This window comes from Halomonas shantousis (assembly GCF_054654615.1).
Genome location: NZ_BAAIER010000002.1, coordinates 1030548 through 1055964, shown reverse-complemented (window position 1 = coordinate 1055964; position 25417 = coordinate 1030548). Strand labels below are relative to the sequence as shown.

Sequence of the window (25417 nt, the reverse complement as noted above, 5' to 3'; positions counted from 1 at the left end):
GCGCTGTTCGGTAAATCAGTACGATTGAATTTAGTCATGAACCGTCATTACACCAGCCAACGCGGGTAACGATATGTTGCTTCCGCCACTGGCGCAGGAGCCGCCGGCTTGCCTCGGGCCGCCGGACTCGCCTAAGCGACCCGTTGCCATCGAGCACGCGGAAGCCACAAGAATGCCTTGCCGGCTGTTGCCGCTGCCCGGCTCTTGCTACATTGGCAGACGCACCTTGGCGGCTTCTCCAGCCAGCCCTCCTCTTTCAGAAAGGACGCACACATGACCCTCTCGGTAGGCGACAAGATTCCCGACGTGACGATCAAGACCAACGGCGCCAACGGGCCCGAGGACATTTCCACTGCCGAGCTGTTCGCCGGCAGGCGCGTGGTGCTGTTCGCCGTGCCCGGCGCCTTCACTCCCGGCTGCTCCAACACGCATATGCCGGGATTCGTGATCAAGGCCGACGAGATCCTGGCCAAGGGCGTCGACACCATTGCCTGTCTGTCGGTCAACGATGCTTTCGTGATGGGCGCCTGGCAGCAGAACCAGAATGCCCAGGCGTTCACCATGCTCGCCGACGGCAACGCGGAGTTCGTCAGGGCACTGGGCCTGGAACTGGATGCCACCGGTGCCGGCATGGGCATTCGCAGCAAGCGCTTCGCGCTGATCGCCAACGATGGCGTGGTGGAATACCTCGGTGTGGATGCCAAGGGCGTGGACAAGAGCAGCGCCGAGACGGTTCTCGAGCAACTTTAAGGCGTCGCTGTCTATCAGCCGGCGCTTTGCGCCGGCTCCCCGAAGACCGGCTTCGAAAGACGCCATGGTAGAAACGCTCGTTCTTTCATCGCTCGGCGACTCCTTCTGAAGCAGCCCTGACGCAAGAGCTCCTGCGCTCCGTATTTCATGTCTCTATCGTGTCCCTGTCATGTGCCGGCGTGTCCTGTTGAAGCCTCCCTACGCCCGCTGCGCTCAAACACAAGCCGACCGCCCCTTCATCAGGCAGAGGCGTCGCTAAGCCAATGTACTGATTGGGTATTTGATCAATAACGCTTAATCGACTAATTCTTCTACTCGAAAAAATACGCCTACGAACAGGCGTGTTTTTCGGTGGGACGCCGCTTGGCACGATGGCCGCCGAAGATTCTGGACATCTGGATGCAAGGAGCATGGCATGCGGGCATTACTGCATCCCATCCGCGCAGTGCTGGGGAGCGTAGCGCTCCTGCTGCTCGGCAATGGATTGATCAACACGCTACTCACCCTGCGAGGGACCGACGAGGGCTTTTCCACCTCGATGCTGGGTATCATCATGTCCGGCTATTTCGTGGGGTTCGTCTGCGGCACCTGGGTCAGCAGTCGCCTCATTCGCCGTGTCGGCCATATCCGCACCTTCGCCTTCTGCGCGGCGATCTGTGCATCGGGGGCGCTGCTGCACGTCATCTTCGTCAATCCCTGGGCATGGCTCGCGCTTCGCTTCATCTATGGGCTCTCCTTCGTGACGCTGATGACGGTCATCGAGAGCTGGCTCAACAGCAAGGCCGCTTCCCACGAGCGTGGCCGCATCTTCGCCATGTACATGCTGGTCAATCTCGGGGCGATCGCCATCGCCCAGCAGATTCTGCGTCTCGATGCGCCCGACGGCTTCCTGCTGTTCTCGCTGACGGCCATTCTGATCTGCTGGGCATTGCTCCCCATCACCATGACCCGCCGTCCACAGCCGACGATTCCCGACCGCCCCAAAAGCAGCCTGAAAGCGCTGATCGGCTTCGCGCCCATGGCAGTGGCCTCGTCGGCCCTGTCCGGGCTGGCGATGGGCGCCTTCTGGGCCATGACGCCGGTCTATGCCAAGCAGTTGGGCTTCGATAATGGCGGTGTGGGACTGATCATGAGTATCACCATCCTTGGCGGAGCTTTATTACAGATTCCCATCGGACGCTTCTCCGACAAGCACGATCGCCCGCGGGTGTTGACCTACGTGGCGATCCTGGCCGCCTTCTTCGCCGCGCTGATGCCGTTGGCTCCCGGCAAACCGATCCTGATGGGGCTGTTCTTCGTCTGGGGCGGGCTCTCCTTTTCGCTCTACCCGCTGGCAGTGGCACAGTTGATCGACCAGTTGCATCCCGAAGAGGTGGTCTCCGGTTCCGCCGACATGCTGGTGCTGCAGGGTGCCGGCAGCGCCGTGGCGCCCATCCTTGCCGGGTTCACCATGAGCGTCTTCGGTCCTCAAGCGCTGCCGGTCTACATTGCCTGCGTATTCGCCCTGCTCGGCGGCTTTGCCCTCTATCGCCGCCAGCGCGTCTCCACCCTCGTGTCCGGCGAGACGGCCCACTTCGAGCCGCTGGTACAGACCAGCCCCCAGGCACTGGAAATGGTCTTCGACGATACCCAGCCCGACCTGTTCGACGACCCGAGCTTCTACGAAGAGCACGAACGGGAACGCCTCATTCAGGCGTTCTCCCGGACGTGACGTCCACCAGTGGCGCCCGGCCCCGGTCTGGCGCCGCCCGGCTGCAACCGGGGGCCAGACGTGTTAGAAGGAGCTTTTCTGCATGGATTCCCTGCCCTCATGACCCGTACCCGCCATACCACGCCGAATCTTCAGCTACGTCTCGTCGCGGACAAGGATGTCGTGCTGGGCCCCGGCAAGGCCGATCTCCTGGAAGCGATCGAGCGTAGCGGTTCGATCTCCTCGGCGAGCCGCGAACTGGGCATGAGCTACAAGAAGGGCTGGCAGCTCATCGAGACGATGAACCGCCACTTCGCCACGCCGGTCATCGAGACCCACACCGGCGGCCATCAGCGCGGCGGCGCCCGCCTGACCCCGCTGGGCAGCGAAGTGCTCGCTCACTATCGTGCCCTGCAGCGACGCCTGGCACCGGAACACTGCGACGAGACCCGCGCGCTGCTGGCGCTGCTCGACGCTACCGCCCGCTCCGATCCGTCCTGACACGACCGGTAATCGCACTTGGCGACGGAGCGCCATTGTCGTTATAGTGTTCCCGCTATATCCATTCATACATAGCGAAAAACTCGCGCTCACCACGCCGTCACGGAGGCACTCATGAACGGGCCAGTCCCCCAGGAAGCATCCACGTCGTTCTCGTCACACGCCGCTCGCTGGCTGAAGGGGCTGGGGTTCGCCCTGGCCACGCTCGTCACGCTGTCGACCACGGCCCAGGCGGCGCCCGCCAAGGTCAACGTCTTCGCCGCCGCCTCGCTCACCGATGCGCTGAACGCCGCCATCGAGCGCTACGAATCGCATCACGACGTCGACATCGTGCCGGTCTACGCCTCCTCGTCCACCGCCGCGCGCCAGGTCGCCAACGGGGCGCCGGCCGATCTCTACTTCTCCGCCAACGAGCAGTGGATGGACTGGCTGGCGCAGCAGGGCGTCGAGCTGCAGGCCCGCGCCGACGTGCTGCAGAACCGTCTGGCGCTGATCGCCGCCCCCGACAATGACGTGGCCGCCTTCACGCCGGGCGAAGACGACGCGATCGCCGCCCACCTCGCCGAAGGCCGCCGCCTCTCGGTCGGCGACCCCGACCATGTGCCCGCCGGCATCTACGCCAAGCAGGCCCTCCAGTCGCTGGGCGAATGGGATGCGCTCGAGCCGCGTCTGGCACGGGCCGACAACGTGCGCGCAGCGCTGGCCCTGGTCGAGCGTGGCGAAGCCCCGCTGGGCATCGTCTATCAGACCGACGCCAAGGCCAGCGACAAGGTCCGCCAGCTCGGCCTGTTTCCCCGCGATAGCCATGCGCCGATCACCTATCCGGTGGCGCTGGTCAATCCGCCGGCCAGCGACGCCGCGAGCGACTTCCGCGACTGGCTGGGCAGCGACGAGGCCATGGATGTCTTCGTCCGTTTCGGCTTCGCGCCCGCCGACACTCACCCCTGAGTCCGCTTCGTCATGCTCTCCGACGCCGAGTGGGAAGCCATCCTCATCAGCCTGCGGGTCGCCGGCAGCGCCGTGGGCTGGATTCTGATCCCCGGCGTGGCGCTTGCCTGGCTGATGGCACGCCACGAGTTTCGCGGCAAGGCGCTGCTCGACGGTTTTCTGCATCTGCCCTTGGTGCTGCCGCCGGTGGTGGTCGGCTACCTGCTGCTGCTGTCGCTGGGGCGTCAGGGCTGGCTGGGGCAGTGGCTGAACGCTTGGTTCGACGTCTCCCTGCCCTTCACCTGGCAGGGGGCGGCGGTGGCCGCCGGGGTGATGGCCTTTCCGCTGCTGGTGCGCGCCGTGCGTCTGTCGCTGGAAGCGGTGGATGTCAAGCTGGAAGCGGCGGCCAGTACCCTAGGCGCCGGACGCTGGCGGGTGTTCTTCACCATCACACTGCCACTGGCGTTTCCCGGCCTGCTCACCGGCACGGTGCTGGCCTTCGCCCGCGCCCTGTCGGAATTCGGCGCCACCATCACCTTCGCCTCCAATATTCCCGGCGAAACCCGAACCCTGCCGCTGGCGCTCTATTCGCTGATCCAGATGCCGGGGCAGGAAGGCGCCGCCGCGCGCCTGTGCGTGCTGTCGATCGTCATCGCCATGCTCTCGCTGCTGGCCTCGGAGTGGCTGGCCCGCCAGGCCAGACGGCGCCTGCGCGAACGCGACAGCTAGGCCCTGGGCGCCATACCGAGTGACACCATGACTGCCATGTCCCCCACCGCTCCCGACGCCTCCTCCGCGCTGACGCTCGACGTCCGCAAGCGCCAGGGCGACTTCCAGCTCGATGCCGCGCTGACGATACCCGCCCGGGGCGTCACTGCGCTGTTCGGTGTCTCGGGCAGCGGCAAGACCAGTCTGCTGCGGCTGATGGCCGGTCTCGATGCGCCCGATAGCGGGATCATCCGTATCGGCGAGGAGACGCTCACCGACACGGAGCGCGGCGTGTTCGTCCCGCCGCACCGCCGTCGGCTGGGCGTGGTGTTTCAGGAGGCCCGCCTGTTTCCGCACTACCGGATCATGGGCAACCTGACCTACGGCATGCGTCCCGAGGCGCGTCAGCGCTTCGACGACGTCGTCTCGCTGCTGGGCATCGCGCCGCTGTTGGGCCGCTACCCCGCCACGCTTTCGGGCGGCGAGGCACGCCGCGTGGCCATCGGCCGGGCGCTGCTCACCGAGCCGCGCATGCTGCTGATGGACGAACCGCTGACCGGTCTCGACGGTGCCCGCAAGCAGGAGCTTCTGCGCTACATCGCGCGACTGGCCCGGGACATCGACATTCCCATCGTCTACGTCAGTCACGATCCCGACGAACTGACCGCCATCGCCGACCATCTGGTGCTGCTCGCGGCTGGCCGGGTCATTGCGCACGGTCGTCTGGATGCGCTGTTGATGCGCTTCGACCTGACCGAGCATCTGGGCGGTTTCGATGCCGCCTCGGTCATCGAAGCTACCGTCACCGGTCACGAGCCGGCCTATGCCCTCACCCACCTGTGTCTCGCCGACGGCCAGCCGCTCTGCGTGCCCGCCGTCGATGCGGCGCTCGGCGACACGCTGCGCCTGCGCATTCCGGTCCGCGACGTGGCGCTGGCGCTGACCGATCCCCGCCAGACCAGCTATCGCAATCGGCTGCACGCCGTCATCGAGAAGATCGACGCACGCGGCGGCGACGCGACCCGCGTGGAACTGCGCCTGCGACTGGGCGAGCAGATCCTGCGCACACGCCTGACGCGCAAGTCGTTCGACGAACTCGGACTTGAGGAGAATATGCCGGTCGTCGCACTGATACGCAGCGTGGCTTTCGACATGCGCCCCTGATTCGCCCTCTCTCGGCTTCGCCCGCTAAAGGTCCTGGCGCGGCCGCCGACAACGCCAGCGGGAACAATCGAACAGGGCATGGCCTCAGCGCAACTCGAAGCGCTGGGACTGCACGCTCCGGGAATCCAGCCCGACCTGCACCTCGAACTCGCCCGGCTCGGCCACGTGCTGCAGTTGGGCGTTGAAGAACTTGAGATCCTCTTCATCGAGCGTGAAGCGCACGCGCTGCTGCTCGCCGGCCGCGAGCGTCACCTTGCGAAAGGCTTTCAATTCCTTGACCGGGCGAATCACCGAGGCCGCCATGTCCTTGATATACAGCTGAACGACCGTGGCGCCATCGCGCGCGCCGTGGTTAGCAAGCGTCACGCTGACCTCGAGCGTATCGCCTCGTGCCAGTTGCCGGGTGGAGAGTTCAGGCTCGGAAAGGGTGAAATCGGTATAGCTCAGGCCGTAACCGAACGGATACAGCGGGCCGTTGGGCTCCTCGAAGTACTGTGAGGTGTAGTTGCCCGGCTTGCCCTCGACGAAGGGTCGGCCGATTCGAGGGTGGTTGTAATAGATCGGAATCTGCCCGACCGAACGAGGAAAGGAGATGGGCAGCTTGCCGGACGGATTGACGTCACCGAACAGCACATCGGCAATCGCATGACCGCCCTCGGTACCACTGAACCAGGTTTCGAGGATCGCGTCGGCGTTGTCTCGGGCCCAGTTCAGTTCCAGCGGCCGGCCATTCATCAGTACCAGGACCAAGGGCTTGCCGGTCTGCTTGAGCGTCCGCAACAGGGCCCGCTGGCTGTCGGGAATCTCGAGGCTGGTGCGGCTCGAGGATTCATGCGACATGCCGCGGGCCTCACCGACCGCCGCGACGATGACATCGGCCCGTTCGGCAACGCGGACCGCCTCGTCGATCATCTCGGCCGGCGGGCGCGGGTCTTCCACGACTTCCGGCCGATCCCAGTTGAGGCGGTTGAGATACTCGACCATATGCGGGTCGTCCGTGACGTTGGCGCCGCGAGCGTAAAGAAGGGTCGCCCGGCCCTCCACCGCATCCTGCAGGCCCTGACGCAGCGTGACGGCTTGATCGGCGACTCCGCCCGCCGACCAGCTGCCCAGCATGTCGACCGCTGAATCCGCCAATGGACCGACGAGCGCGATCGTGCCGCTCTTGCGCAGAGGCAGGGTGCTATCGTGATTCTCCAGCAGTACCAGCGAATGCCTTGCCACGTCGCGGGCCGCCTCGCGATGCAGGCGGCTTTCGGCGTTTACATTCTCCGGGTCCTCGGCGGCTGTACCGATGCGCCGATAAGGGTCCCGGAACAGCCCCATATCGTATTTGGCGCTGAGCACGTCACGCACGGCAGCGTCGATCTCCTGCATGGCGACCTCGCCCGACTGCACCAGCGCCGGCAGCTCCCGCAGATAAAGCGTGTCGGCCATGCTCATGTCGACGCCGGCCTGGATCGCCAGCTTGGCGGCTTCGCGCTCATCGCGGGCGATACCGTGCTTGATGAGCTCGACGATCGCCCCGTGATCGCTGAGGGTCACGCCGGAAAAGCCCCACTCCTGGCGCAGCAGATCCTGCAGCAGCCAGCGGTTGGCCGTGGCCGGAACGCCATTGATCGAGTTCAGGGCCACCATGACGCCGCCCGCTCCCGCCTCGATCGCCGCGCGGTAAGGGGGCAGATAATCCTGGTACATCCGTATCGGACTCATGTCGACCACGTTGTAATCGCGCCCGCCCTCGACGGCTCCGTAGAGTGCGAAATGCTTGACGCTGGCCATCACGCTATCGGCAGCATCGGGCGACGCCCCTTGATAGGCCTTGACCATGGTGCGGGCAATTTCCGATACCAGATAGGGATCCTCGCCGAATCCCTCCGAGGTCCGCCCCCAGCGTGGATCGCGTGCGATGTCCACCATCGGCGCGAAGGTCATGTCGAGGCCATCGGCGCTGGCCTCGATGGCGGCGATGCGCCCGCTCAGGCCGATCTTCTTCATGTCCCAGCTCGATGCCAGTCCCAGGCCGATCGGGAAAATGGTGCGGTGACCGTGCACCACGTCGTAGGCAAAGAACAGCGGAATGGCCAGCCGGCTTTCCTTGACCGCGGCGTCCTGCAGGGGCCGGTTGTCGCGCCGCGTCACCGTGTTGAACATGCCGCCCACACGCCCGGCAGCGATCTCCTTGGCCAGCTTCTCCTTCGGCATTTCCGGACCGACGCTGATCAGACGTAGCTGGCCGATCTTTTCGTCGAGCGTCATGCGGGCCATCAGGTCGTCGATGAATGCGCTCTTGTCCTCCAGCGGTGCCGGTGATGGCGCCGCCATCACCGCATGACTCACCAGACTGACGACGAAACCGAGCAGACAGAAACCGTACGATAAGCGCTTTTTCACTGACGGATGTCCAGAGCCGAGGGATGGAAATACGCTGGTGCCTGCTTCGCCACGTCTCTTGCATCCACATGGATGCAGAGAGCTGAAGATTGCGGCACGCGATGACGGCATGGATGCCACGCCATGGGTGTCACGATGAAGAACGCCTGGACGCCTTCACCGTGACAGGGGTCAGAGCGTCACGCCTCCTTGCTTTCGTCGGGCTTCGCCGCCCCCTGATGCCCCAGCGTTCCTGCCTGATCGAGACGCGGATGGTTGTCCATGAACTCCCGATGGGGGTCCGACAGACCATCCAGCGACTGAATGGTGTAGGTCAGCCCGTGGATGGCCGCCAGCACGTCCTGGGTATTGCCGGTCTCGGAGATAGTGTGCATGTTGCGGATCGGAAAGCCGATGGAAGTCGCGGCGCAATCCACGGCGGCCAGCACACCGGCCATGGCGTCGGTGCCCGTGTCGGCCCCCACCATGTCCCGCTGCATGGGGATGTCGTGCTCCCTGGCGGCGCTCTCGATGATCCGGTTCAACTGCTCGCTGACGATCGCCCCCACCGCCATGGTGAAACCCTTGCCCATCTCCAGCGGTTGCATGCGCCTGTCGCCAATGCCGGGTGCCGCCACGTAGTCGTGGTTCACGTCCACCCCGATCAATACATCCGGCTCGAGCTCCCCGGCCAGAACCCGGCTGCCGAAACGACCGATTTCCTCGTAGCTGGCGATGGCGAAGAGTACGCGCACCTTCCGGGTACCGCCCGCCTCGGCGATCAGACGCGCCACCTCGGCGGTGACGAAACAGCCCAGACCGTTATCCAGATAGGCGCCATAGAAGGTATCGGGACTGAAACCGGGGCGAATGGGCCGATCGAGGATGATGGAATCCCCGGGGCGCACGCCCAGGTTCAGTACTTGCTGTTTCTTGTTCTCGCCGTGGATCTGCAGGTCCAGGTAGATCTGCTCCTTCTTGATGCCCTTCTCGCCCGAACGCACCGCCGGATCGGCGAAGTGGATGGCACCCAGGGCTTCTACCGTGCCGCCCTCGATCACCCGATAGCTCCCCGGCTTCTGTGGATCCTCGCTGAACAGCTTGACCTCGTGGCCGACCACGACCGTGGGCAGAAAGGCATCGGTGTTGATCCAGATCTTGCCGTCGTCGCCGATGCTGCGGACCTGCATGCGAATCTTGTCCGCATGGCCGACGAGCATCACTTTGAACATGTCGTCGCGCCCCGGATGGGTATCCAGCACGATGCCGGCATGCCCCTTGAACTGATGCACGTGCCAGCCCTCGGGAGAGAAGGACTCGAAGTAAGGCTTGAGCACACCGTAAGTCATGGCGCCTTCCAGCCCCACCGGGCTGGGCGCGGCCAGGATGTCGCGCATCAAGTTGAACTGCTGCTCCGGCATAGGCCGGTTCCAGGGCTGATTCGCTTCGCTCATTTGGCTCACTCTTTCGCGGTTCGGATAAACAGGATTCTAGTCCGCCAGGCAGCATAGCCCCAAGCCGGCGAGGATGGCCGGGAGCGAAAGCATCGCTTCCCGCTGAAGCCAGCCCCCTTGAAACGGCAAGAGGCGTCACCGCCCAGGCCACCGACAGGCTCGCGCCACTTCGATGATACGGGTTGGACAACGAAGATAGCGATGACTAACTTACCTCACTCGCCGTCACCCGATTTCATACTGGAGAAGGCCAATGATCAACCGCTGCATCCCCTGGGCCATGTTGGCCGCTTCACTGTTCCTGGCGCCGGCGGCATCGGCGCAGAGTCTGGACAGCCTGAAAGAGCGAGCTGGCAGCGTCTTCTCGAGTAGCGACACTTCGGTCTCGGGGAGCCGCATTCTCAGCGCTCTCGGCTCCGGCTCACTCAGTCTCGGCAGCATGCAGAACGTGGCAGGCGTGCTGGGCTACTGTCAGGAGCAGGGTTATACCGCAAGCACCACGGACAGGATCAAGGCCAGATTGGTGGACCGAATCGGGGGGCGGGAGCAGGCCTCTCGGGACAATCGCTATCAGCAGGGACTCAGCGGCATTCTGCAAGGCGAGGACGGGCAGTCCTTCAGCCTGAGCCATCTCAAGGAGCAGATCGGCGAGAAGGCCTGCAACGCCGTTGCCGATCGAGCCATCTCGTCATTTCTGGGCGGCTGACAGCCGCGAACCCGAGGCAGCGAAGCCCAAAGGACCGCCATACGGCGGTTCCTTGGCAACCTTGGCGGGCAATGGCGCAAGCCGCGGATCTCGCATCATCGCCAGGCTCTCTCCAGACCCTCTTCCAAGCCTTCCCTCCAGGCCTTTTCAAAGCGCCCCCTGCCGAAATCCTTGGCGAATAAACGTAACGGAGCCTGACGGCTCACAACGAAGCCCGACGCTATGGCATCATGGCAAACGCTTACCGACGCCAGGGACCGCGGGATGACCGTCGCAGCCATTCATGGCGATGATCGGTTCAGTTTCACTGGCAAAGTGACGATAACTCTAGAGGGACACTTCGACGCTGCGCTTGTCGATGCCACTCAATGGACGGGTATGTCATGGAACTCCAACAAGAAGAAGCCTTGCCTCAGGTCGAGATCACCGACGAGGCACAGATTGCCAATGTGATCGATGCACTGGGAAACGAGACCCACGCGCTGTCGGTCACCCTCGGTCATGCGGTCACGGCCTTTCCGGTGACGCTGGCGCAGGTCGATCCCGAACGCCGCATGCTGACCCTGTCACTGCTGGACGCGCAGAGCCTCAGCGAACCGGAAGTCACCGAGCAGTATCTGGCACTACGCGCCGAGAGCGTGGCGGATACGCTGCACTTCGAAAGACTGGAAACGCTGGAGGTCACCCGTCAGGGCGATCGCCTGAACATCCAGTGCAGAATGCCGCGTGCGCTCTGCACCACCTCGAAGCGGCGCAGCGTGCGCATCCCCTTCGCTCAGGGCATGCATGCCAAGGCGCACGCCACGGTACTGGCCAATCATCCGCCCGTGATCGGCAGGCTGCGCAACCTCTCCTCCGGCGGGTGCCTGATGGAGGTGCCCTTCAGCGAAATTCCTTTCTTTACCGTCGGTGAGCCACTGCCCACCGTGGGCTTCGAATTTCCCAACGGGGAGCGGTTCGTCACCGCCGGCATCATTCGCCATATCAGCCCGGCGGGACGTTCGCATTACGCCGCGGTGGGCATTGCGTTCTTCAATCTCTCGCAGGAGCAGAAGAACCGTCTGATCCACTACGTGACCGAAGCCGAACACGAAGCCGCCTACCGCAGCGATTACGGGGGCAACATGGCCCGGCCCTCTCCACTGTTTCGCTCGGGACTGCGCGACGAGCAGCGTCGTCGGGGTCAGCAGGAGCGCCACCTGGCCGATAGAACGCCCATGGTCCGCGCAATCCGGGAAATCGCCCGTCAGCTGCACATCACCCTGCTGGCCATACAGAACCGTCAGCCGCTCTCGGGTGCCCCCCTGCATGAAGGCGCCGATACGCTGCTCTACCTGCACGGGCGTCAGCGCCAGCACTTTTTCTACGCCCTCGCCTGCCTCAGCGGCGAACCGCAGTGGATTCAGCACTCGCTCAATGTCGCCGGCAAGCTGGCGGACCTGCTGCTCGCCGAGCCGAGATACGCAGCCTACGCCAAGCCCGCGGTGATCGCCGCCCTGGTGCATGACATGGGCAAGGCGATGCTGCTCAGCGAGCGCCTGAACACGCTGGAAGGCAAGCTCAACGATCAGCAACGTGCCCTGCTGCGCCGGCATGTGGGGACCCTGCTCGGCCATCTGTATGGGGTGGACTGGCTCGACGACGACATGTGTCACGACATCATCGCCTGCATCAATGAACGTCTCGATGGCTCGGGCTATCCGCAAGGCCTGCGTGGCGACGAGCTTTCCCCGATCGCCCGCATGGCCGCGGTGATCGACGTCATCGATGCCATGACACGCCCACGGGGCGACCGCCCCGCCAAGACCGCCGTCGAGGCCTACCGCTATCTCTACAACCGTCCCGAACGTTTCGACAAATGGTGGGTGACCCGCTACGTCCAGCGCCACGGCTTCTACCCGATCGGCAGTCTGGTACAGTTCTCGCGCGGCTATCTCGCCTGGGTAATGGAACTCGACGACACCGGCCAGCCCACCCGCGTACGCGTGGTGCGCAACACCTCGCGCAGCGAACTCGCCATCAATAATATCCTCACTCGTGCCGACTTCGATCAGCTGGGGCAGCTGGAGAAGCTGGTGCGACCGGAGTTGCATCAGCTTGTACCGTTTTAAGTTCCGCTGAAAAATCGGCGAGAAAGCGGAGCTTACGCGGTGCAGACGAGAGTTTGAGCGAACTTGCGCCCGAGAGGATTTTTAACACTCACGGGCGAGTGCAGGCATCTTTCAGGCGGAACGTAGCGTCTAGACAGCGAATCATTACCGGAAGCCCCTGTTCCTCCCGGCTTATTGCCCATCAAACCTTCTTCACGAATTCCGACTTCAGCTTCATCGCGCCGACGCCATCGATCTTGCAGTCGATATCATGGTCGCCGTCGACGAGGCGAATGTTCTTGACCTTGGTGCCCACCTTCACCACCTGCGAGGAGCCCTTGATCTTGAGATCTTTGATCACGCTGACGGTGTCGCCGTCCTGCAGCGGATTGCCGTTGGCATCGGTGATGACGCGCTCGTCGCCGGCGACCTCCCCCGCTGCCTGTTGCGGCCATTCATGCGCGCACTCGGGGCAGACATACATGGCCATGTCTTCGTAGGTATACTCGCTGGCGCACTGCGGGCAAGGGGGCAACTGACTCATGGGCAACTCGGCATCCTGGTGAAAAGCGAAGCGCGGAGTCTACCGGCGGGGAGCCACGAAGCCCAGCGGCAAAGCGTCGCGTACAGACGCTGTACCGCGTCAGGCCGGTCATTGCCGTTCTCATCGTAGCCGTCGGCGATAATGCAAAACCGTGAACCTGAGCCATCTTCAAGATGAGGCCGATGTCGGCTCCCCGGCCTTCTCTTGCCGTTGCGCCGCCTCGGCCATCTTCACCACGCTGCCGACCATGATCAGGCACGGCGAGGGCAGCGGATGTTCGGCGAGCTTTTCGGGCATGTCGGCGAGCGTACCGATCAGCGTTTCCTGCACCGGTAGGCTGGCGTTGGCGATCAGCATCATCGGCCAGTCGTCGGGCAGCCCAGCCCCGCGCAGGCCGGCGCAGATCGCCTCGACCTTGGACAGGCCCATGTAGAACACCAGCGTCTCGTCGGTGCGGGCCAGCGCTTGCCAGTCCAGCGCTCCCCCTTCGCGGCACTGCTGGGCGGTGATGAAACGCAACTGCTGGGCGTGGGCGCGATCGGTCAGGGCCATGCCCATCGCTGCTGCGGCGCCGGAGGCGGCGGTGATGCCCGGGACGATATCAAAGGCAACACTGGCGGCGAATAGCGCATCAAGCTCCTCGCCCATGCGCCCGAACACGCCGGGGTCGCCGCCCTTCAGGCGCACCACGGACTTGCCTTCACCGGCCAGCTTGACCAGCATCGCGCCGATTTCGGCCTGTGGCACGCTGTGATGCCCGGCGGCCTTGCCCACGTAGTAGCGCTCGCGCCCGGCGGGAATCAGCGCCAGGATGTCGTCGCCCACCAGGCGATCATAGACGACGGCATCGGCTCGCATCAGCAGACGCGCAGCGCGCAGCGTCAATAGATCGGCGTTGCCCGGCCCGGCGCCGACCAGATGGACCCTGCCTGGCAGGCACTCGCCCTGAGTCGGCAGGGAGACGTCCCGGGAGGTTGTCTTCAGGCCGGCCATGACCGAAGACAAGGCGCTCGAGCCGCCGGACAGGCGTGGCAGGTAGCCCAGCAGATCAGGCAGTTTCGGTTTCCACTGCTTCAATAGTGCGATCATGGGCGGTTTCCTCTTCGATCAGTGATTTCAATTCGGGAATGCACGAGCCGCATTGCGTGCCGCAGGCCAGTCGGGCGCCCAGCGCCTCGACGCTGGTATCGCCGGCGCGAATCGCCGCAATGATGGATTGACGTCCCACCTGATGACAACTGCACACCACCGGGCCGGTATCGGCCTCGCCGGCGGCGCAGCCCGCCAGCAGGCGGCGGCGTTCGCTGTCGCTCAGCGACGCCTGGCCGAAACGTTCGTTGAGCCAGTTGAGCCCCGGCAGGTCGCTGGGCGGCCCGACCATCAGCCACCACGCCAGCTTGCCGTCGACCAGGCCGGCGGCACGCAGCCGGCCGGTGGCGGCGTCCTGACACCAGGGGCCGAGTTCGCCAGGCAGGTTGTCGCGGCACCAGCTCAGCCAGTCGCGAGCGTGTTCGCCCGCCAGCTGCCAGCGCTCGCCATGGGCGAAGGGTATGCGGGTCCAGTAGACGGTGTCGTCTCGCCAGTGCCCGGCGGCCTCGATGTCATGGCTCACCAGCAGGCTGGCCTCCCACTGCGCCCGCAGCGGTGCGATGGCCACCGCGCCATGCTTGGATTCGGGCTGGCCGGAGACGGGATCGAGATTCGCCGCCAGCAGGCTGCCCATGCGGGCGTGTCCACTGAACTGATCGTTCCAGTGCATGGGCACGAAAACATCGCCGCGCCGCTGGGCCGTGGAGATCCGCACTCGGGCACGGTACTCGCCGTCCTCGCCGCTCAGCCGAGCCAAGGCACCGTCGCGCAGACCATAGCGCTCGGCGTCCAGGGGATGGATGTCGATGAACGGTTCGGCACGATGATTCATCAGCCGCGCCGCCCGGGCGGTGCGCGTCATGGTATGCCACTGGTCGCGAATGCGCCCGGTGTTCAGGCGCAGCGGCCAGGCATCGCTCAGTGCCTGGACCGGCTCCCGTGAGCGTACCGGCACCAACCTGGCGCGCCCGTTGGGCGTCATGAAGTGGCCGTGCTCGAACAGCCGCGCGGTGCCCTGGGGCGCGGCGGCGTTGACCGGCCATTGAATCGGCGCCAGGGCGTCATAGGCGGCGCGGTCGAGTCCAGCCAACCCGGAGATGTCGAACAGGCGCGCACCTGCAGCCTTTTTGTCGACGGGGTTCTCGAAGCCCGACAGCCGCGCGTGCTCGTCGAAGATCTCGCCAGGGTGACGATAGGCGAAGGCATCGCCGTAACCCAGGCGCCTTGCGACCTGGCTGATGATCCACCAGTCATGGCGCGCCTCACCGGGGGGCGGCAGCAGGCCGCGTTGGCGCGAGATGCGCCGCTCGGAGTTGGTCACCGTGCCGTCCTTCTCGGACCACGACGAGGCCGGCAGGATGATGTCGGCATACGCCAGGGTGTCGTTGTCGGTCACGCAGTCGGAGACGATGACCAGCGGGCACTTGGCCAGGGCCCGGCGTACCCGGTTGGCGTCGGGCAGGCTGACCGCCGGGTTGGTGGCCATGATCCACAGCGCCTGGATCTCGCCGCGCTCGATGGCCTCGAACAGCGCGACCGCCTTGTAGCCCGGCCCCTCGGGTAGTTGGGGCGCACTCCAGAAGCGCGTGACGAGATCCCGCGCGCCGGGGGTGTGATAATCCATGTGCGCGGCGAGCTGGTTGGCCAGGCCGCCCACTTCGCGCCCGCCCATGGCGTTGGGCTGGCCGGTGATGGAGAACGGCCCGCCGCCGGGAATGCCGATCTTGCCACCCGCCAGGTGGCAATTGATGATGGCATTGGACTTGTCGGTGCCGCTGCTCGACTGGTTGACGCCCTGGGAGTAGAGCGTGACCACGTGCAGTTGGGTGGCAAACCAGTAATAGAAGGTTTCCAGGCGCTCGGGGTCCACGTCGCAGTCGGCGGCAACCGACTCCAGACGGTTGTCGTCCTCGCGGACCGCGGCCAGGGCGTCCTCCAGGCCCTCGGTGTGGGCATCGAGATAGACCCGATCCAGCTTGCCCTTGTCGACCAGCCACGCCAGCAATCCGGTGAACAGCCGCGCATCGCTGCCCGGACGCAGCCCCAGATAGAGATCGGCGATCTCGCAGGTATCGGTGACGCGCGGATCGATCACCACCACGCGCAACAATGGATTGAGCTGTTTGGCGGCGCGCAGGCGCTGGAAGAGTACCGGATGGTTCCAGGCCAGGTTCGACCCCACCAGCACCACCAGTTCGGCAAACTCCAGGTCCTCGTAACTGCACGGCACGGCATCGGCACCGAAGGCCCGCTTGTAGCCGGCCACGGCCGAGGCCATGCACAGCCGCGAGTTGGTATCCAGATGCGGCGTTCCCAGAAAGCCCTTGAACAGCTTGTTGGCGACGTAGTAGTCCTCGGTCAGCAGCTGCCCCGAGAGATAAGCGGCCACGGCGTCATTGCCATGCGTGTCACGCACGGCGGCAAGGCGCTCGGCAACGCTGTCGAGGGCGTGCTCCCAGCTGACCTCCTGCCCATCGACGCGCGGATACAACAACCGTCCATGCTCGCCGAGCGTCTCATGAAGAGCGGAGCCCTTGACGCACAGACGGCCATGGTTGGCCGGATGCTGGGGGTCACCCTCCACTCCGGTGATCACGCCATCTTCATAAGTGGCGATGACACCGCAGCCGACTCCGCAATATGGGCAGGTGGTAGCGCCTTGCATTCTGGCCCCCTTGGCTGGCTTGTCCAGCCTCGATGCTGATGGCTTGCCGAAACGCAAGGAGGCCTGACCCCGATGATTACAGGGTCAGGCCTCTTTGCCTGTCGAACGCGTTGCTGATCGGGTACTCGCCTGGGCGCCGCCGTTGGCGCAGCCGTGCATGCATGGCATCGGCGAATCGATACCCGCATACCAAGCAATCCCCATGCCAACTGATATAAAAAGCCCTTTGCTTCATGCGTTTTCTATCTTTAGCCCTCTACCGGGCGTAGAGCTCCTTTCGCTCGCGATGACGCATTGCACCATGAGGTCGCAGAAAGGGGCTTTGTTGCACACCCAGCGCACATTCCTGCCTCCGCACGCCCCTCCGCTCCCTTCCATCTCCCCGTTTCGTTTAAAACGAAAAAATCAAAAGCCTTTGAATAACAAGAAATAAAATCAAACTGGCACGTTCCCGGCTTAATCCATGTCAGGACCGATCAATGACGATCCTGGCGCACGCGCCAAGTGTCCCGCTGGCAAGGCCAGCCACCAGATACAGTGCAGCACCGAACACAGGCAATGGCGCCTGACGGCGAAGACCCACAAGGACTCTTCCGTCGTCAGGCGCCATTTTTTCGTTTCAAGACTCCATTGGGGAGGTAGGGCACGTGACGACCCAGTCCGCCGCACCACTCTCGGCTCAGGATCACCTGCTGATAATCGGCAACGGCATGGCCGGGCATCGTCTGGTCGAGACCTTGCTTGCCCGTGACGACCGCCCCGGAAGGATCACGGTGATCGGTGACGAGCCGAGTGCGGCCTATAACCGTATCCTGCTCTCGCCGCTGCTGGCGGGCGAAGTGACCCGAGAGGCGCTCGACCTGCGTGACGCCGACTGGTATGCCGCCCAGGGCATCGAGCTGATTCTCGGCGAGCGGGTCACCACGCTCGAGCGTGACGCACGTTGTGCCATCACCGACACCGGACGCCGTGTCGCGTATGACCATGCGGTGATCGCGACCGGCTCGCGTCCGGCCATGCCCGATGTTCCCGGCACCCGGCTCGCCGGCATTCATGGCTTCCGCGACCTGCAGGACGCCGCCAACCTGGCCGATGCCGCCGCCCTGCCCGGCCGCAGGGCCGTAGTGATCGGCGGCGGGCTGCTGGGCCTGGAAGCCGCCGAAGGTCTGCGCAAACGCGGCATGGCGGTCAGCGTAGTGCAGCGCTCCGCGCATCTGATGAACCGACAGCTCGACCCTACCGCCGCGGATCTGCTGCAGGCGGAACTCGAAGCGCGGGGGCTGCAGGTGCTGACCGGCGCGCGCCTCGCCGGCTTCGAGGGCCAAGGTCAGGGCCGGGTCACCGGGGTGCGTCTGGAGGACGGGAGGTGTCTGGACGCCGACTGCGTCGTCATGGCGGCCGGCATCACCCCCAATGCCGAGCTGGGCCGAATCGCCGGGCTGGCCACCGATCGCGCCATCGTCGTCGATGCTTGGCTGGCCACCTCCGATCCGACCATTTCCGCACTGGGCGAATGCTGCGAATACGACGGCAGCACCTATGGCCTGGTGGAACCGATCTGGCGCCAGGTGGACGTACTCGCCGCCAGGCTCTGCGGCGAAACATGCGAAGGCTACAGCGAAGCGCCCGCCGCCACCAAGCTCAAGATCAGCGGCCTGTCGCTCTACGCCTTCGGGCCCATCGAACCCTCTCCCGGGCATGAGGTGCTGACCTATCACGACCCGCAGCACGGCGACTACCGCCGTCTGCTGCTGCGCAACAATCGACTCGAAGGGGCCGTGCTGTACGGCGATACCGCTGCCGGCCCCTGGTATTTTTCTCAATCCCTTGCCGGACGTGACCTCGGCGCCTGCCGTCAGGCCCTGCTGTTCGGCGCGCATGACGCGACCCAGCGACTCGAGGAGGCCGCATGACCGTGAACGCAACCCCCACGACCAAGAAGCAACTCATCATCATCGGCAACGGTATGGTCGGCCATCATCTGGTCGAACAACTGATCGAGCGTAACGCCACCGAGCGTTTCGATATCCTGGTCTTCGGCGAGGAGCGTCATCCGGCCTACGACCGTGTGCACCTTTCCGAATACTTCACCGGGCGTGATGCCCAGTCACTGGCGATGTGCGAGCCTGGCCTTTACCAGGGCCGCGGCATCACCTTGCGTCTGGGCGAAGAGGTGACACGTATCGACCGTGACAGCCACCAGATCGTGACCGAACAGGGCCGCTATCCCTACGACGCGGTGGTGCTGGCGACGGGTTCCTACCCTTTCGTGCCGCCGATTCCGGGCAACGATCGCCCCAACTGCTTCGTCTATCGCACCCTGGAGGATCTCGATGCGATCCGCGCGGCGGCCGAAACGGCCAATACCGGTGTGGTCGTGGGTGGCGGCCTGCTGGGGCTGGAGGCCGCCAACGCCTTGTGCGGCCTGAATCTGGATACCGCCGTGGTGGAGTTCGCCCCGCGCCTGATGCCCATGCAGGTCGATACCGAAGGCGGCGAACTGCTGCGCGAGAAGATCGAGAACCTGGGCGTTCAGGTGCTGACCGGCCGGGCCACCCAGCACATCGAGGACGGTCAGGCCAGCTATCACCGCATGGTCTTCCAGGACGAGAAGGTACTGGAGACCGACCTGATCGTGTTCTCCGCAGGCATCCGTCCCCGCGACAACCTGGCCCGGGAGTGCGGACTCGAGATAGGCGAGCGTGGCGGTGTCGTGATCGACGACCACTGCCGCACCAGCGATCCGAGCATTCTGGCCATCGGCGAAGTGGCGCTATGGCGCAACAGTATCTTCGGCCTGGTGGGTCCCGGCTATCAGATGGCCAAGGCCGCCGTCGACACGCTCACCGAGGGCGAGCTCACCTTCAAGGGGGCCGACATGAGCACCAAGCTGAAGCTGCTGGGGGTGGATGTCGGCGCCATCGGCGATGCCCATGGCGACCGCAACCCCGGTGCACGCATGTTCCGCTATCTGGATCAGATCAAGCAGGAGTACCGCAAGCTGGTGGTCTCCAGCGACGGCAAGAAGCTGCTCGGCGCCATGCTGGTCGGCAACAATAGCGTCTACGACACGCTGATGCAGTACTACAGCAACGGTCTGGAACTGCCCAAGGATCCCGCCTCGCTGATTCTTCCCAGCAGCGAAGGCGTGCCGACGCTGGGGGCCGATGCGCTACCCGACACGGCCTCGATCTGCTCGTGCCACAATGTCACCAAGGGCGCGATCTGCAGCGCCATCGACGCCGGCGCTACCGATCTCGGCGCGATCAAGGCCGAAACGAAAGCCAGCACCGGCTGCGGCGGCTGCGCGGCGCTGCTCAAGAGCGTCTTCGAGCATGAACTCGAAGCCCGCGGCGTGAAGGTCGACAAGTCGCTCTGCGAGCATTTCTCGTACACCCGCCAGGAGCTCTACTCCCTGGTGCGCGTGGAAAATATCCAGAGCTACAACGAACTGATGGAGAAGCACGGCAACGGCGGCATCGGCTGCGAGATCTGCAAGCCGGCGGTGGGCTCGATCCTCGCCTCGTGCTGGAACAAGCCGATCACCGACGCCTCGAACGTGCCGCTGCAGGACACCAACGACACCTTCATGGCCAACATGCAGAAGAACGGCACCTACTCCGTGGTGCCGCGCATTCCGGGCGGAGAGATTACCCCGGACAAGCTGATCGCGATCGGCGCCGTGGCCAAGAAGTACAATCTCTACACCAAGATCACCGGCGGCCAGCGCATCGACCTGTTCGGCGCCCAGCTCCACGATCTGCCCGACATCTGGGCCGAGCTGATCGAGGCCGGCTTCGAGACCGGCCACGCCTACGGCAAGTCGACGCGTACGGTGAAATCCTGCGTCGGCAGCACCTGGTGCCGCTACGGCGTGCAGGACAGCGTGGCCATGGCGCTGCACATCGAGGACCGCTACAAGGGATTGCGCTCGCCACACAAGCTCAAGTTCGCCGTGTCCGGCTGCACCCGCGAGTGTGCCGAGGCGCAGAGCAAGGACGTCGGCGTGATCGCCACCGAAAAGGGCTGGAATCTCTACCTCTGCGGCAACGGCGGCATGCGCCCACGCCACGCCGAGCTGTTCGCCACCGACCTCGACGACGAAACGCTGATCCGTTACATCGACCGCTTTTTGATGTTCTACATCCGCACCGCCGACAAGCTCCAGCGCACCTCGGTATGGCGCGAGAGCCTCGAGGGCGGGCTCGACTACCTCAAGGAGGTGATCATCGACGACAGTCTCGGCCTGGGTGCCGAACTCGAGGCGCAGATGCAGCACGTCGTCGACCAGTACGAGTGCGAGTGGGCCAACGCGCTGAAGGACGCCGAGAAGCTCAAGCGCTTTCGCACCTTCGTCAACGACCAGCGCCCCGATCCGGACATTCGCGTCGTCGACGAGCGCCAGCAGCCGCGTCCGGCGCGTCTCAACGAAATCCCGGTGCGTGAAATCAACGCCGATCATCCGGCCATGGAGACCCACTCATGAGCATTGTTGCCCAAGCCGAAGTGAAAACGCAGGCCGCCCAGCAGGGAAGCCTTCAGTGGCATCCGCTATGCCAAGTCCGCGATCTGGTGGAATATTCCGGCGTCGTCGCCTGGTGGCAGGACGCGCAGGTGGCGCTGTTTTACATTCCCGCCGGCCCCGAGCGTAGCGAGGCACGGCTCTACGCCCTCGACAACCACGACCCCTTCGCCAATGCCAACGTCATCGGCCGCGGCATCGTCGGCGACAAGAGCGGCGAAGCGATGGTCGCCTCGCCGCTCTACAAGCAGCACTTCCGTCTGCGCGACGGGGTCTGCCTGGAGGACGAGTCGGTGAAGCTGCGCACCTGGAAGGTGCGCATCGACGGCGATCGGGTACTGATCGGCACCTCGCGCTGATGTCTGCCGTACCCGACGTCTGCCGCCGGGTACGCTCTGCCCTGTCTGCCATGGTCCTTCCCCTCAGCGACCCAACGCCCCTGCCCCGTTCGTCATGTCTCGTCGGGCGTCCTGTCCCCGGAAAAGCAGCGCGTCTCGTTGGCCAGCGCATAGAAATCCGGCTTGTCGGCCAGGAATATCTGCTCGATCATGACCAATCCGCTTTGATCGTCGAAACTGCCGGCGGTGAAGGCATAGCTGTCGTCTGCCATCCCGTGATAGAAGAGCTGGCTGCCGCAACGCTGGCAGAAGCCTCGCTCGGCGGTATCTGACGAGCGATAGATTCCCAGCGCTTCGCACTTCTCGAACCTCGGCTCGCCTTCACAGATAACGGCGAGCATCGGCCCGCCCATCGCACGTCGGCACATCGAACAGTGGCAGACGCTGACTTCGCCATTGTGGCGGGCAGCAAAGCGTACCGCACCGCAGAGGCAGCCGCCGGAATGAGACTGCTGTAATGTCATGATGGACTCCTGTCGTGACATCTCGAATGTATTCGCCTTCCTCGGCGACTACCTGAATCTTCGTTGCCAAGCAAAGCTTTTACCAACCGATCATCGAACTTGGGCCTGCAGCGAAACTGAACCAAACGATCGCCATGAAGATGCTAACCTTGCTGACATCAGGTTTTCTTGCCAGGAGCCCCCCATGACTGTCGAACTGACCCTGCTCGGCTGGACGCTGGTATTGGCCATTGTGCAGATATTGTTGCCCGCCATGTTTCGCAACAAGGAGACCGGCATCGTCTACAATGCCGGCCCCCGCGACGAGCCGGGCCCGCCGATGGGCAAGATCACCGGACGGTTGTCGCGGGCGCAAAAGAACCTGTTCGAGACGTTGCCGCTATTCATCGCCGCCGTGCTGATCGCTCACGTCGCCGGACGCGACGGCATGCTGACCCTCTGGGGTGCCTGGCTCTATGTCGTCGCTCGTGTTGTCTACGTGCCGCTCTACGCCTTCGGCGTACCGTTTGTCCGCTCCCTGGCCTGGGGCGTGGGTCTGTTCGGCCTGGTCCTGATATTGGTTGCCATTCTGGGGCCGGTATAGGGAGCGAATCCGGATCGCATGGGGCATATGACGAAAAATCACTGGCTGCGCCGCTGCTTGCGCCTTGCGGGGCGTGTGCTGCTGGCGCTGGCGTTTACGGTCGCGGCCATCTGGGGGGGGCTGGCGCTGAAGTATCAACTGCCGGCTCCCGCATGGCTGACCTATCTGGTGATCACGTCATGGGGCCTGCTGGCCTGCGCGGGAATCGTAACCTTGCTGCTCCCGTCGTGGCAGCGTTACCGATGGCGCACCGTACTGGCATTCACGGCCAGCTTCGCCGTGCTGTGCGCATGGTGGGTATCCCTTGAGCCCTTGAACACGCGTCAGTGGGCGCCAGAGGTGGCACGCCAGCTCTCGGCGCAGGTCGAGGGCAACCGAGTCACGCTGCACAACGTACGCAACTTCGAGTGGCATACTCCCGAAGACTTCACGCCACGCTGGGAAACCCGGCAGTACGATCTGGCCCGATTGCGCTCCACCGATCTGCTGGTCTCCTACTGGATGGGGCCGGCAATCGCCCACACGCTGGTCAGCTTCGGCTTCGATGACGGTCGCTACCTGGTGTTCTCCGTGGAGATCCGGCGCGAGCGGGATGAAACCTTTTCCACTCTCGGCGGGTTTTTCAAGCAGTACGAGGTCAGCCTGATCGCCGCCGACGAACGCGACATCGTGCGCACGCGCAGCAACGTACGCGGCGAGGATGTCTATCTCTACCGCGTGCAACTGCCTGCGGGCGCGGCGCGGGCGCTGTTCCTCTCTTACCTCGAAGAAGCTCACGCACTGCATGAGGCGCCGCGCTTCTACAACACGCTGTTCACCAACTGCACGACCTTGGTGTTCGACATGGTCAAGCATATCGTCCCCGGCCTGCCGCTGGACAGCCGTCTGATTCTCTCCGGCTATCTGCCTGACTACGTCTATGACCTGGGCGGCCTCGACACCTCCCGGCCCTTCGACGAGCTGCATTCGCGTGGCTACATCAATCCACGCGCCAGGGCCAGCGACGACGCACGAGGCCGCTCAACAGCGGGATTCTCGACGGCGATCAGGCGCGGCGTACCGGCCCCGGACGGCACGCTGATCCTGCCACCATCCAACGCCGCGAACTGACATTACGCTCTGCCGGTTTTAACGCAACTGTCATCGACAGTGGCGCTTTTGGCACAATCGGTTCATCTTTAAGGCAACCCCACCGAGACAGGAGGCGCCGATACATCATTCGCCAGATCTTGCCGGACATTGCCGGCAGGCAGGAAGCGACACCGACAGGGCGGCTCAATGCCGACGTGCCATGTAGATGTCACATCTCCCTGTCAGCGTCGATGAGGCTGTCAACCCAAAGGAGTGCTTCCGCCGATGGTGCGAATCGACAAGAAAGCCGTCCGGCTCTACGTGCTGGACACCAACGTCCTGATTCATGATCCCGCCGCCCTCTATCATTTCGAAGAACACGACGTCGTCATTCCCATGACCGTTCTGGAAGAGCTCGACAAGCACAAGAACGGCATCCGTGAAATCGCCCGAACCGCTCGCCAGATCAGCCGCACTCTCTCCGATCTGACGGCACTGGCCACCCCCGAGGACATTCAGCACGGCATTCCTCTGCCGGGTAGCGTCGGCCCCACGGGTCACCTGCATTTTCTCTGCTATCAGGACCTCAAGCCCCTCGACCCACTGATCGACTCGCCCGATAACCGTCTGCTCGCCGAGACCTGCCGGTTACGCGACGAGCGTCCGGATGCCTCGGTGATCCTGGTCACCAAGGACATCAACCTGCGCGTCAAGGCCGCGGCACTGAAAGTGCCGGTGGAGGACTACCTCAACGATCGCGCCTTCGGTGACTCCGACGCGATGATCGAAGGGGCCAAGGTCTATGCCGACGCCGGCCGGGACGGCGCCGGCTTGTGGGAGTCGCTGAACGCGGAAGTCCGGGTCGAACGCACCGAAGGTCGGATTCTCTACCATCTGAACGGCCCCATGCCCGAAGACTGGCATGTCGGAATGCTGGTCTCCGACAGCGAGAATGGCGCCGACTTCGAAGCGATCGTGCGCGAACTCTCACCGCGCCGGGCAACGCTGCAACTGCTCGTCAATTATCGTCACCATGCCGGCGTGTGGGGCGTGCATGCCCACGACAGTCGTCAGAATTTCGCTCTCAATCTGCTCATGGATCCGGAGATCGATCTGGTGACCATCGCCGGCAATGCCGGTACCGGCAAGACCTTCATGACGCTCGCCGCCGCATTTCAGCAGACACTGGATGCCAAGCGCTTCGAGCGTATCGTGTTCACCCGGGCGCCCATCCCCATGGGCGAGGACATCGGCTTTCTGCCCGGCACCGAGGAGGAAAAGATGTCGCCGTGGATGGGCGCCTTCCACGACAACATGGACAATCTGCTGCGCGACGAGAAGGATGGCTCCACGAGCTGGAGCGAAGGCGCCACGCGGCAGTTGATCGGCTCGCGGGTACAGATCCGCTCGCCCGGTTTCATGCGTGGGCGGACGCTGAACGATACTTTCCTGATCATCGACGAGGCCCAGAACTTCACGCCCAAGCAGCTCAAGTCGCTGGTCACCCGGGCGGGGCGCAATACCAAGATCGTCTGTCTGGGTAACGTCGGCCAGATCGACACCCCCTATCTGACCGCCAACACCTGTGGCATGGCTGCCGTCGTCGAACGCTTTCGCGACTGGCCCCATGCCGGCCATATCACCATGAAGAGTGTCGAGCGTTCGCGCCTGGCCCTGGCCGCGGAAGAACTGCTCTGAGCGCAGCTCTTCCGAACGCG

General features: G+C 64.2%; 20 protein-coding genes. 14 read left to right on the top strand and 6 right to left on the bottom strand.

The window, feature by feature from the left end; translation table 11 throughout:
* Positions 1 to 273: 273 nt before the first annotated feature.
* The 6 genes from ACYQ12_RS05550 to modC all read left to right on the top strand — a co-directional run bounded on the left by ACYQ12_RS05550 (position 274) and on the right by modC (position 5740).
* Positions 274 to 750, top strand: coding sequence for a peroxiredoxin (locus ACYQ12_RS05550; protein WP_459868894.1), 477 nt, complete (start codon positions 274 to 276; stop codon positions 748 to 750).
* Positions 751 to 1165: 415 nt separating this feature from the next.
* Positions 1166 to 2461 carry an MFS transporter gene (locus tag ACYQ12_RS05545; protein WP_459868891.1) on the top strand — a complete coding sequence of 432 codons (1296 nt, stop codon included), beginning with the start codon at positions 1166 to 1168 and terminating at the stop codon, positions 2459 to 2461.
* Positions 2462 to 2560: 99 nt separating this feature from the next.
* On the top strand, positions 2561 to 2941 hold the full coding sequence (locus tag ACYQ12_RS05540; RefSeq protein WP_459868888.1) for a winged helix-turn-helix domain-containing protein: 381 nt from the start codon (positions 2561 to 2563) through the stop codon (positions 2939 to 2941).
* A gap of 114 nt (positions 2942 to 3055) precedes the next feature.
* Entirely contained in the window at positions 3056 to 3889 is an 834-nt protein-coding gene (gene modA / locus ACYQ12_RS05535; RefSeq protein WP_459868885.1) for a molybdate ABC transporter substrate-binding protein, read from the top strand.
* A gap of 12 nt (positions 3890 to 3901) precedes the next feature.
* Complete coding sequence (modB, locus tag ACYQ12_RS05530; RefSeq protein WP_459868882.1) at positions 3902 to 4597, top strand: molybdate ABC transporter permease subunit; 696 nt, start codon at positions 3902 to 3904, stop codon at positions 4595 to 4597.
* Positions 4598 to 4624: 27 nt separating this feature from the next.
* The gene (gene modC, locus ACYQ12_RS05525) at positions 4625 to 5740 is read left to right on the top strand and encodes a molybdenum ABC transporter ATP-binding protein (protein ID WP_459868879.1); all 1116 of its coding nucleotides are present in this window, start codon (positions 4625 to 4627) and stop codon (positions 5738 to 5740) included.
* Positions 5741 to 5824: 84 nt separating this feature from the next.
* Here modC and bglX read toward each other — a convergent pair whose 3' ends face one another.
* Both bglX and ACYQ12_RS05515 read right to left on the bottom strand, forming a co-directional pair.
* On the bottom strand, positions 5825 to 8134 hold the full coding sequence (bglX, locus tag ACYQ12_RS05520; protein WP_459868876.1) for a beta-glucosidase BglX: 2310 nt from the start codon (positions 8132 to 8134) through the stop codon (positions 5825 to 5827).
* A gap of 179 nt (positions 8135 to 8313) precedes the next feature.
* Positions 8314 to 9567 carry a M20/M25/M40 family metallo-hydrolase gene (locus ACYQ12_RS05515; protein WP_459868873.1) on the bottom strand — a complete coding sequence of 418 codons (1254 nt, stop codon included), beginning with the start codon at positions 9565 to 9567 and terminating at the stop codon, positions 8314 to 8316.
* A 253-nt stretch (positions 9568 to 9820) separates the two neighbouring features.
* On the opposite strand from ACYQ12_RS05515, the gene ACYQ12_RS05510 reads away from it, so the two are divergent.
* Together ACYQ12_RS05510 and ACYQ12_RS05505 are read left to right on the top strand one after the other, a co-directional pair.
* Entirely contained in the window at positions 9821 to 10273 is a 453-nt protein-coding gene (locus ACYQ12_RS05510) for a DUF2501 domain-containing protein (RefSeq protein ID WP_459868870.1), read from the top strand.
* A 383-nt stretch (positions 10274 to 10656) separates the two neighbouring features.
* Positions 10657 to 12384, top strand: a complete 1728-nt coding sequence (locus tag ACYQ12_RS05505) for an HD domain-containing phosphohydrolase (RefSeq protein ID WP_459868867.1) — start codon at positions 10657 to 10659, stop codon at positions 12382 to 12384.
* A gap of 181 nt (positions 12385 to 12565) precedes the next feature.
* Here the strand turns inward: ACYQ12_RS05505 and ACYQ12_RS05500 are convergent, their stop codons facing one another.
* The 3 genes from ACYQ12_RS05500 to ACYQ12_RS05490 all read right to left on the bottom strand — a co-directional run bounded on the left by ACYQ12_RS05500 (position 12566) and on the right by ACYQ12_RS05490 (position 16661).
* Complete coding sequence (locus ACYQ12_RS05500; protein WP_459868865.1) at positions 12566 to 12907, bottom strand: zinc ribbon domain-containing protein YjdM; 342 nt, start codon at positions 12905 to 12907, stop codon at positions 12566 to 12568.
* A gap of 168 nt (positions 12908 to 13075) precedes the next feature.
* Positions 13076 to 13900: a uroporphyrinogen-III C-methyltransferase gene (gene cobA, locus ACYQ12_RS05495; protein WP_459874470.1), complete on the bottom strand. Its 825-nt coding sequence runs from the start codon at positions 13898 to 13900 to the stop codon at positions 13076 to 13078.
* Positions 13901 to 13955: 55 nt separating this feature from the next.
* On the bottom strand, positions 13956 to 16661 hold the full coding sequence (locus ACYQ12_RS05490; protein WP_459868862.1) for a nitrate reductase: 2706 nt from the start codon (positions 16659 to 16661) through the stop codon (positions 13956 to 13958).
* A gap of 647 nt (positions 16662 to 17308) precedes the next feature.
* On the opposite strand from ACYQ12_RS05490, the gene ACYQ12_RS05485 reads away from it, so the two are divergent.
* The 3 genes from ACYQ12_RS05485 to nirD are packed head-to-tail and all read left to right on the top strand — an operon-like array spanning position 17309 to position 21542.
* A complete protein-coding gene (locus ACYQ12_RS05485; protein WP_459868859.1) occupies positions 17309 to 18574 on the top strand; it encodes an NAD(P)/FAD-dependent oxidoreductase in 1266 nt (421 codons plus the stop codon).
* Positions 18571 to 21147, top strand: coding sequence for a nitrite reductase large subunit NirB (nirB, locus tag ACYQ12_RS05480; protein WP_459868856.1), 2577 nt, complete (start codon positions 18571 to 18573; stop codon positions 21145 to 21147). The genes ACYQ12_RS05485 and nirB overlap by 4 nt, the downstream gene beginning before the upstream one ends.
* Complete coding sequence (nirD, locus tag ACYQ12_RS05475; RefSeq protein WP_459868853.1) at positions 21144 to 21542, top strand: nitrite reductase small subunit NirD; 399 nt, start codon at positions 21144 to 21146, stop codon at positions 21540 to 21542. The genes nirB and nirD overlap by 4 nt, the downstream gene beginning before the upstream one ends.
* A gap of 92 nt (positions 21543 to 21634) precedes the next feature.
* On the opposite strand, the gene ACYQ12_RS05470 is transcribed toward nirD, so the two are convergent.
* Complete coding sequence (locus tag ACYQ12_RS05470) at positions 21635 to 22045, bottom strand: GFA family protein (protein ID WP_459868851.1); 411 nt, start codon at positions 22043 to 22045, stop codon at positions 21635 to 21637.
* A 184-nt stretch (positions 22046 to 22229) separates the two neighbouring features.
* Between ACYQ12_RS05470 and ACYQ12_RS05465 the strand changes: the two genes are divergently transcribed.
* The 3 genes from ACYQ12_RS05465 (at position 22230) to ACYQ12_RS05455 (ending at position 25397) form a co-directional block, all read left to right on the top strand.
* The gene (locus ACYQ12_RS05465) at positions 22230 to 22628 is read left to right on the top strand and encodes an MAPEG family protein (protein ID WP_459868848.1); all 399 of its coding nucleotides are present in this window, start codon (positions 22230 to 22232) and stop codon (positions 22626 to 22628) included.
* A 27-nt stretch (positions 22629 to 22655) separates the two neighbouring features.
* Complete coding sequence (locus tag ACYQ12_RS05460; protein WP_459868845.1) at positions 22656 to 23738, top strand: Lnb N-terminal periplasmic domain-containing protein; 1083 nt, start codon at positions 22656 to 22658, stop codon at positions 23736 to 23738.
* 246 nt (positions 23739 to 23984) lie between these two features.
* Positions 23985 to 25397, top strand: coding sequence for a PhoH family protein (locus tag ACYQ12_RS05455; protein ID WP_459868842.1), 1413 nt, complete (start codon positions 23985 to 23987; stop codon positions 25395 to 25397).
* Positions 25398 to 25417 lie beyond the last annotated feature (20 nt).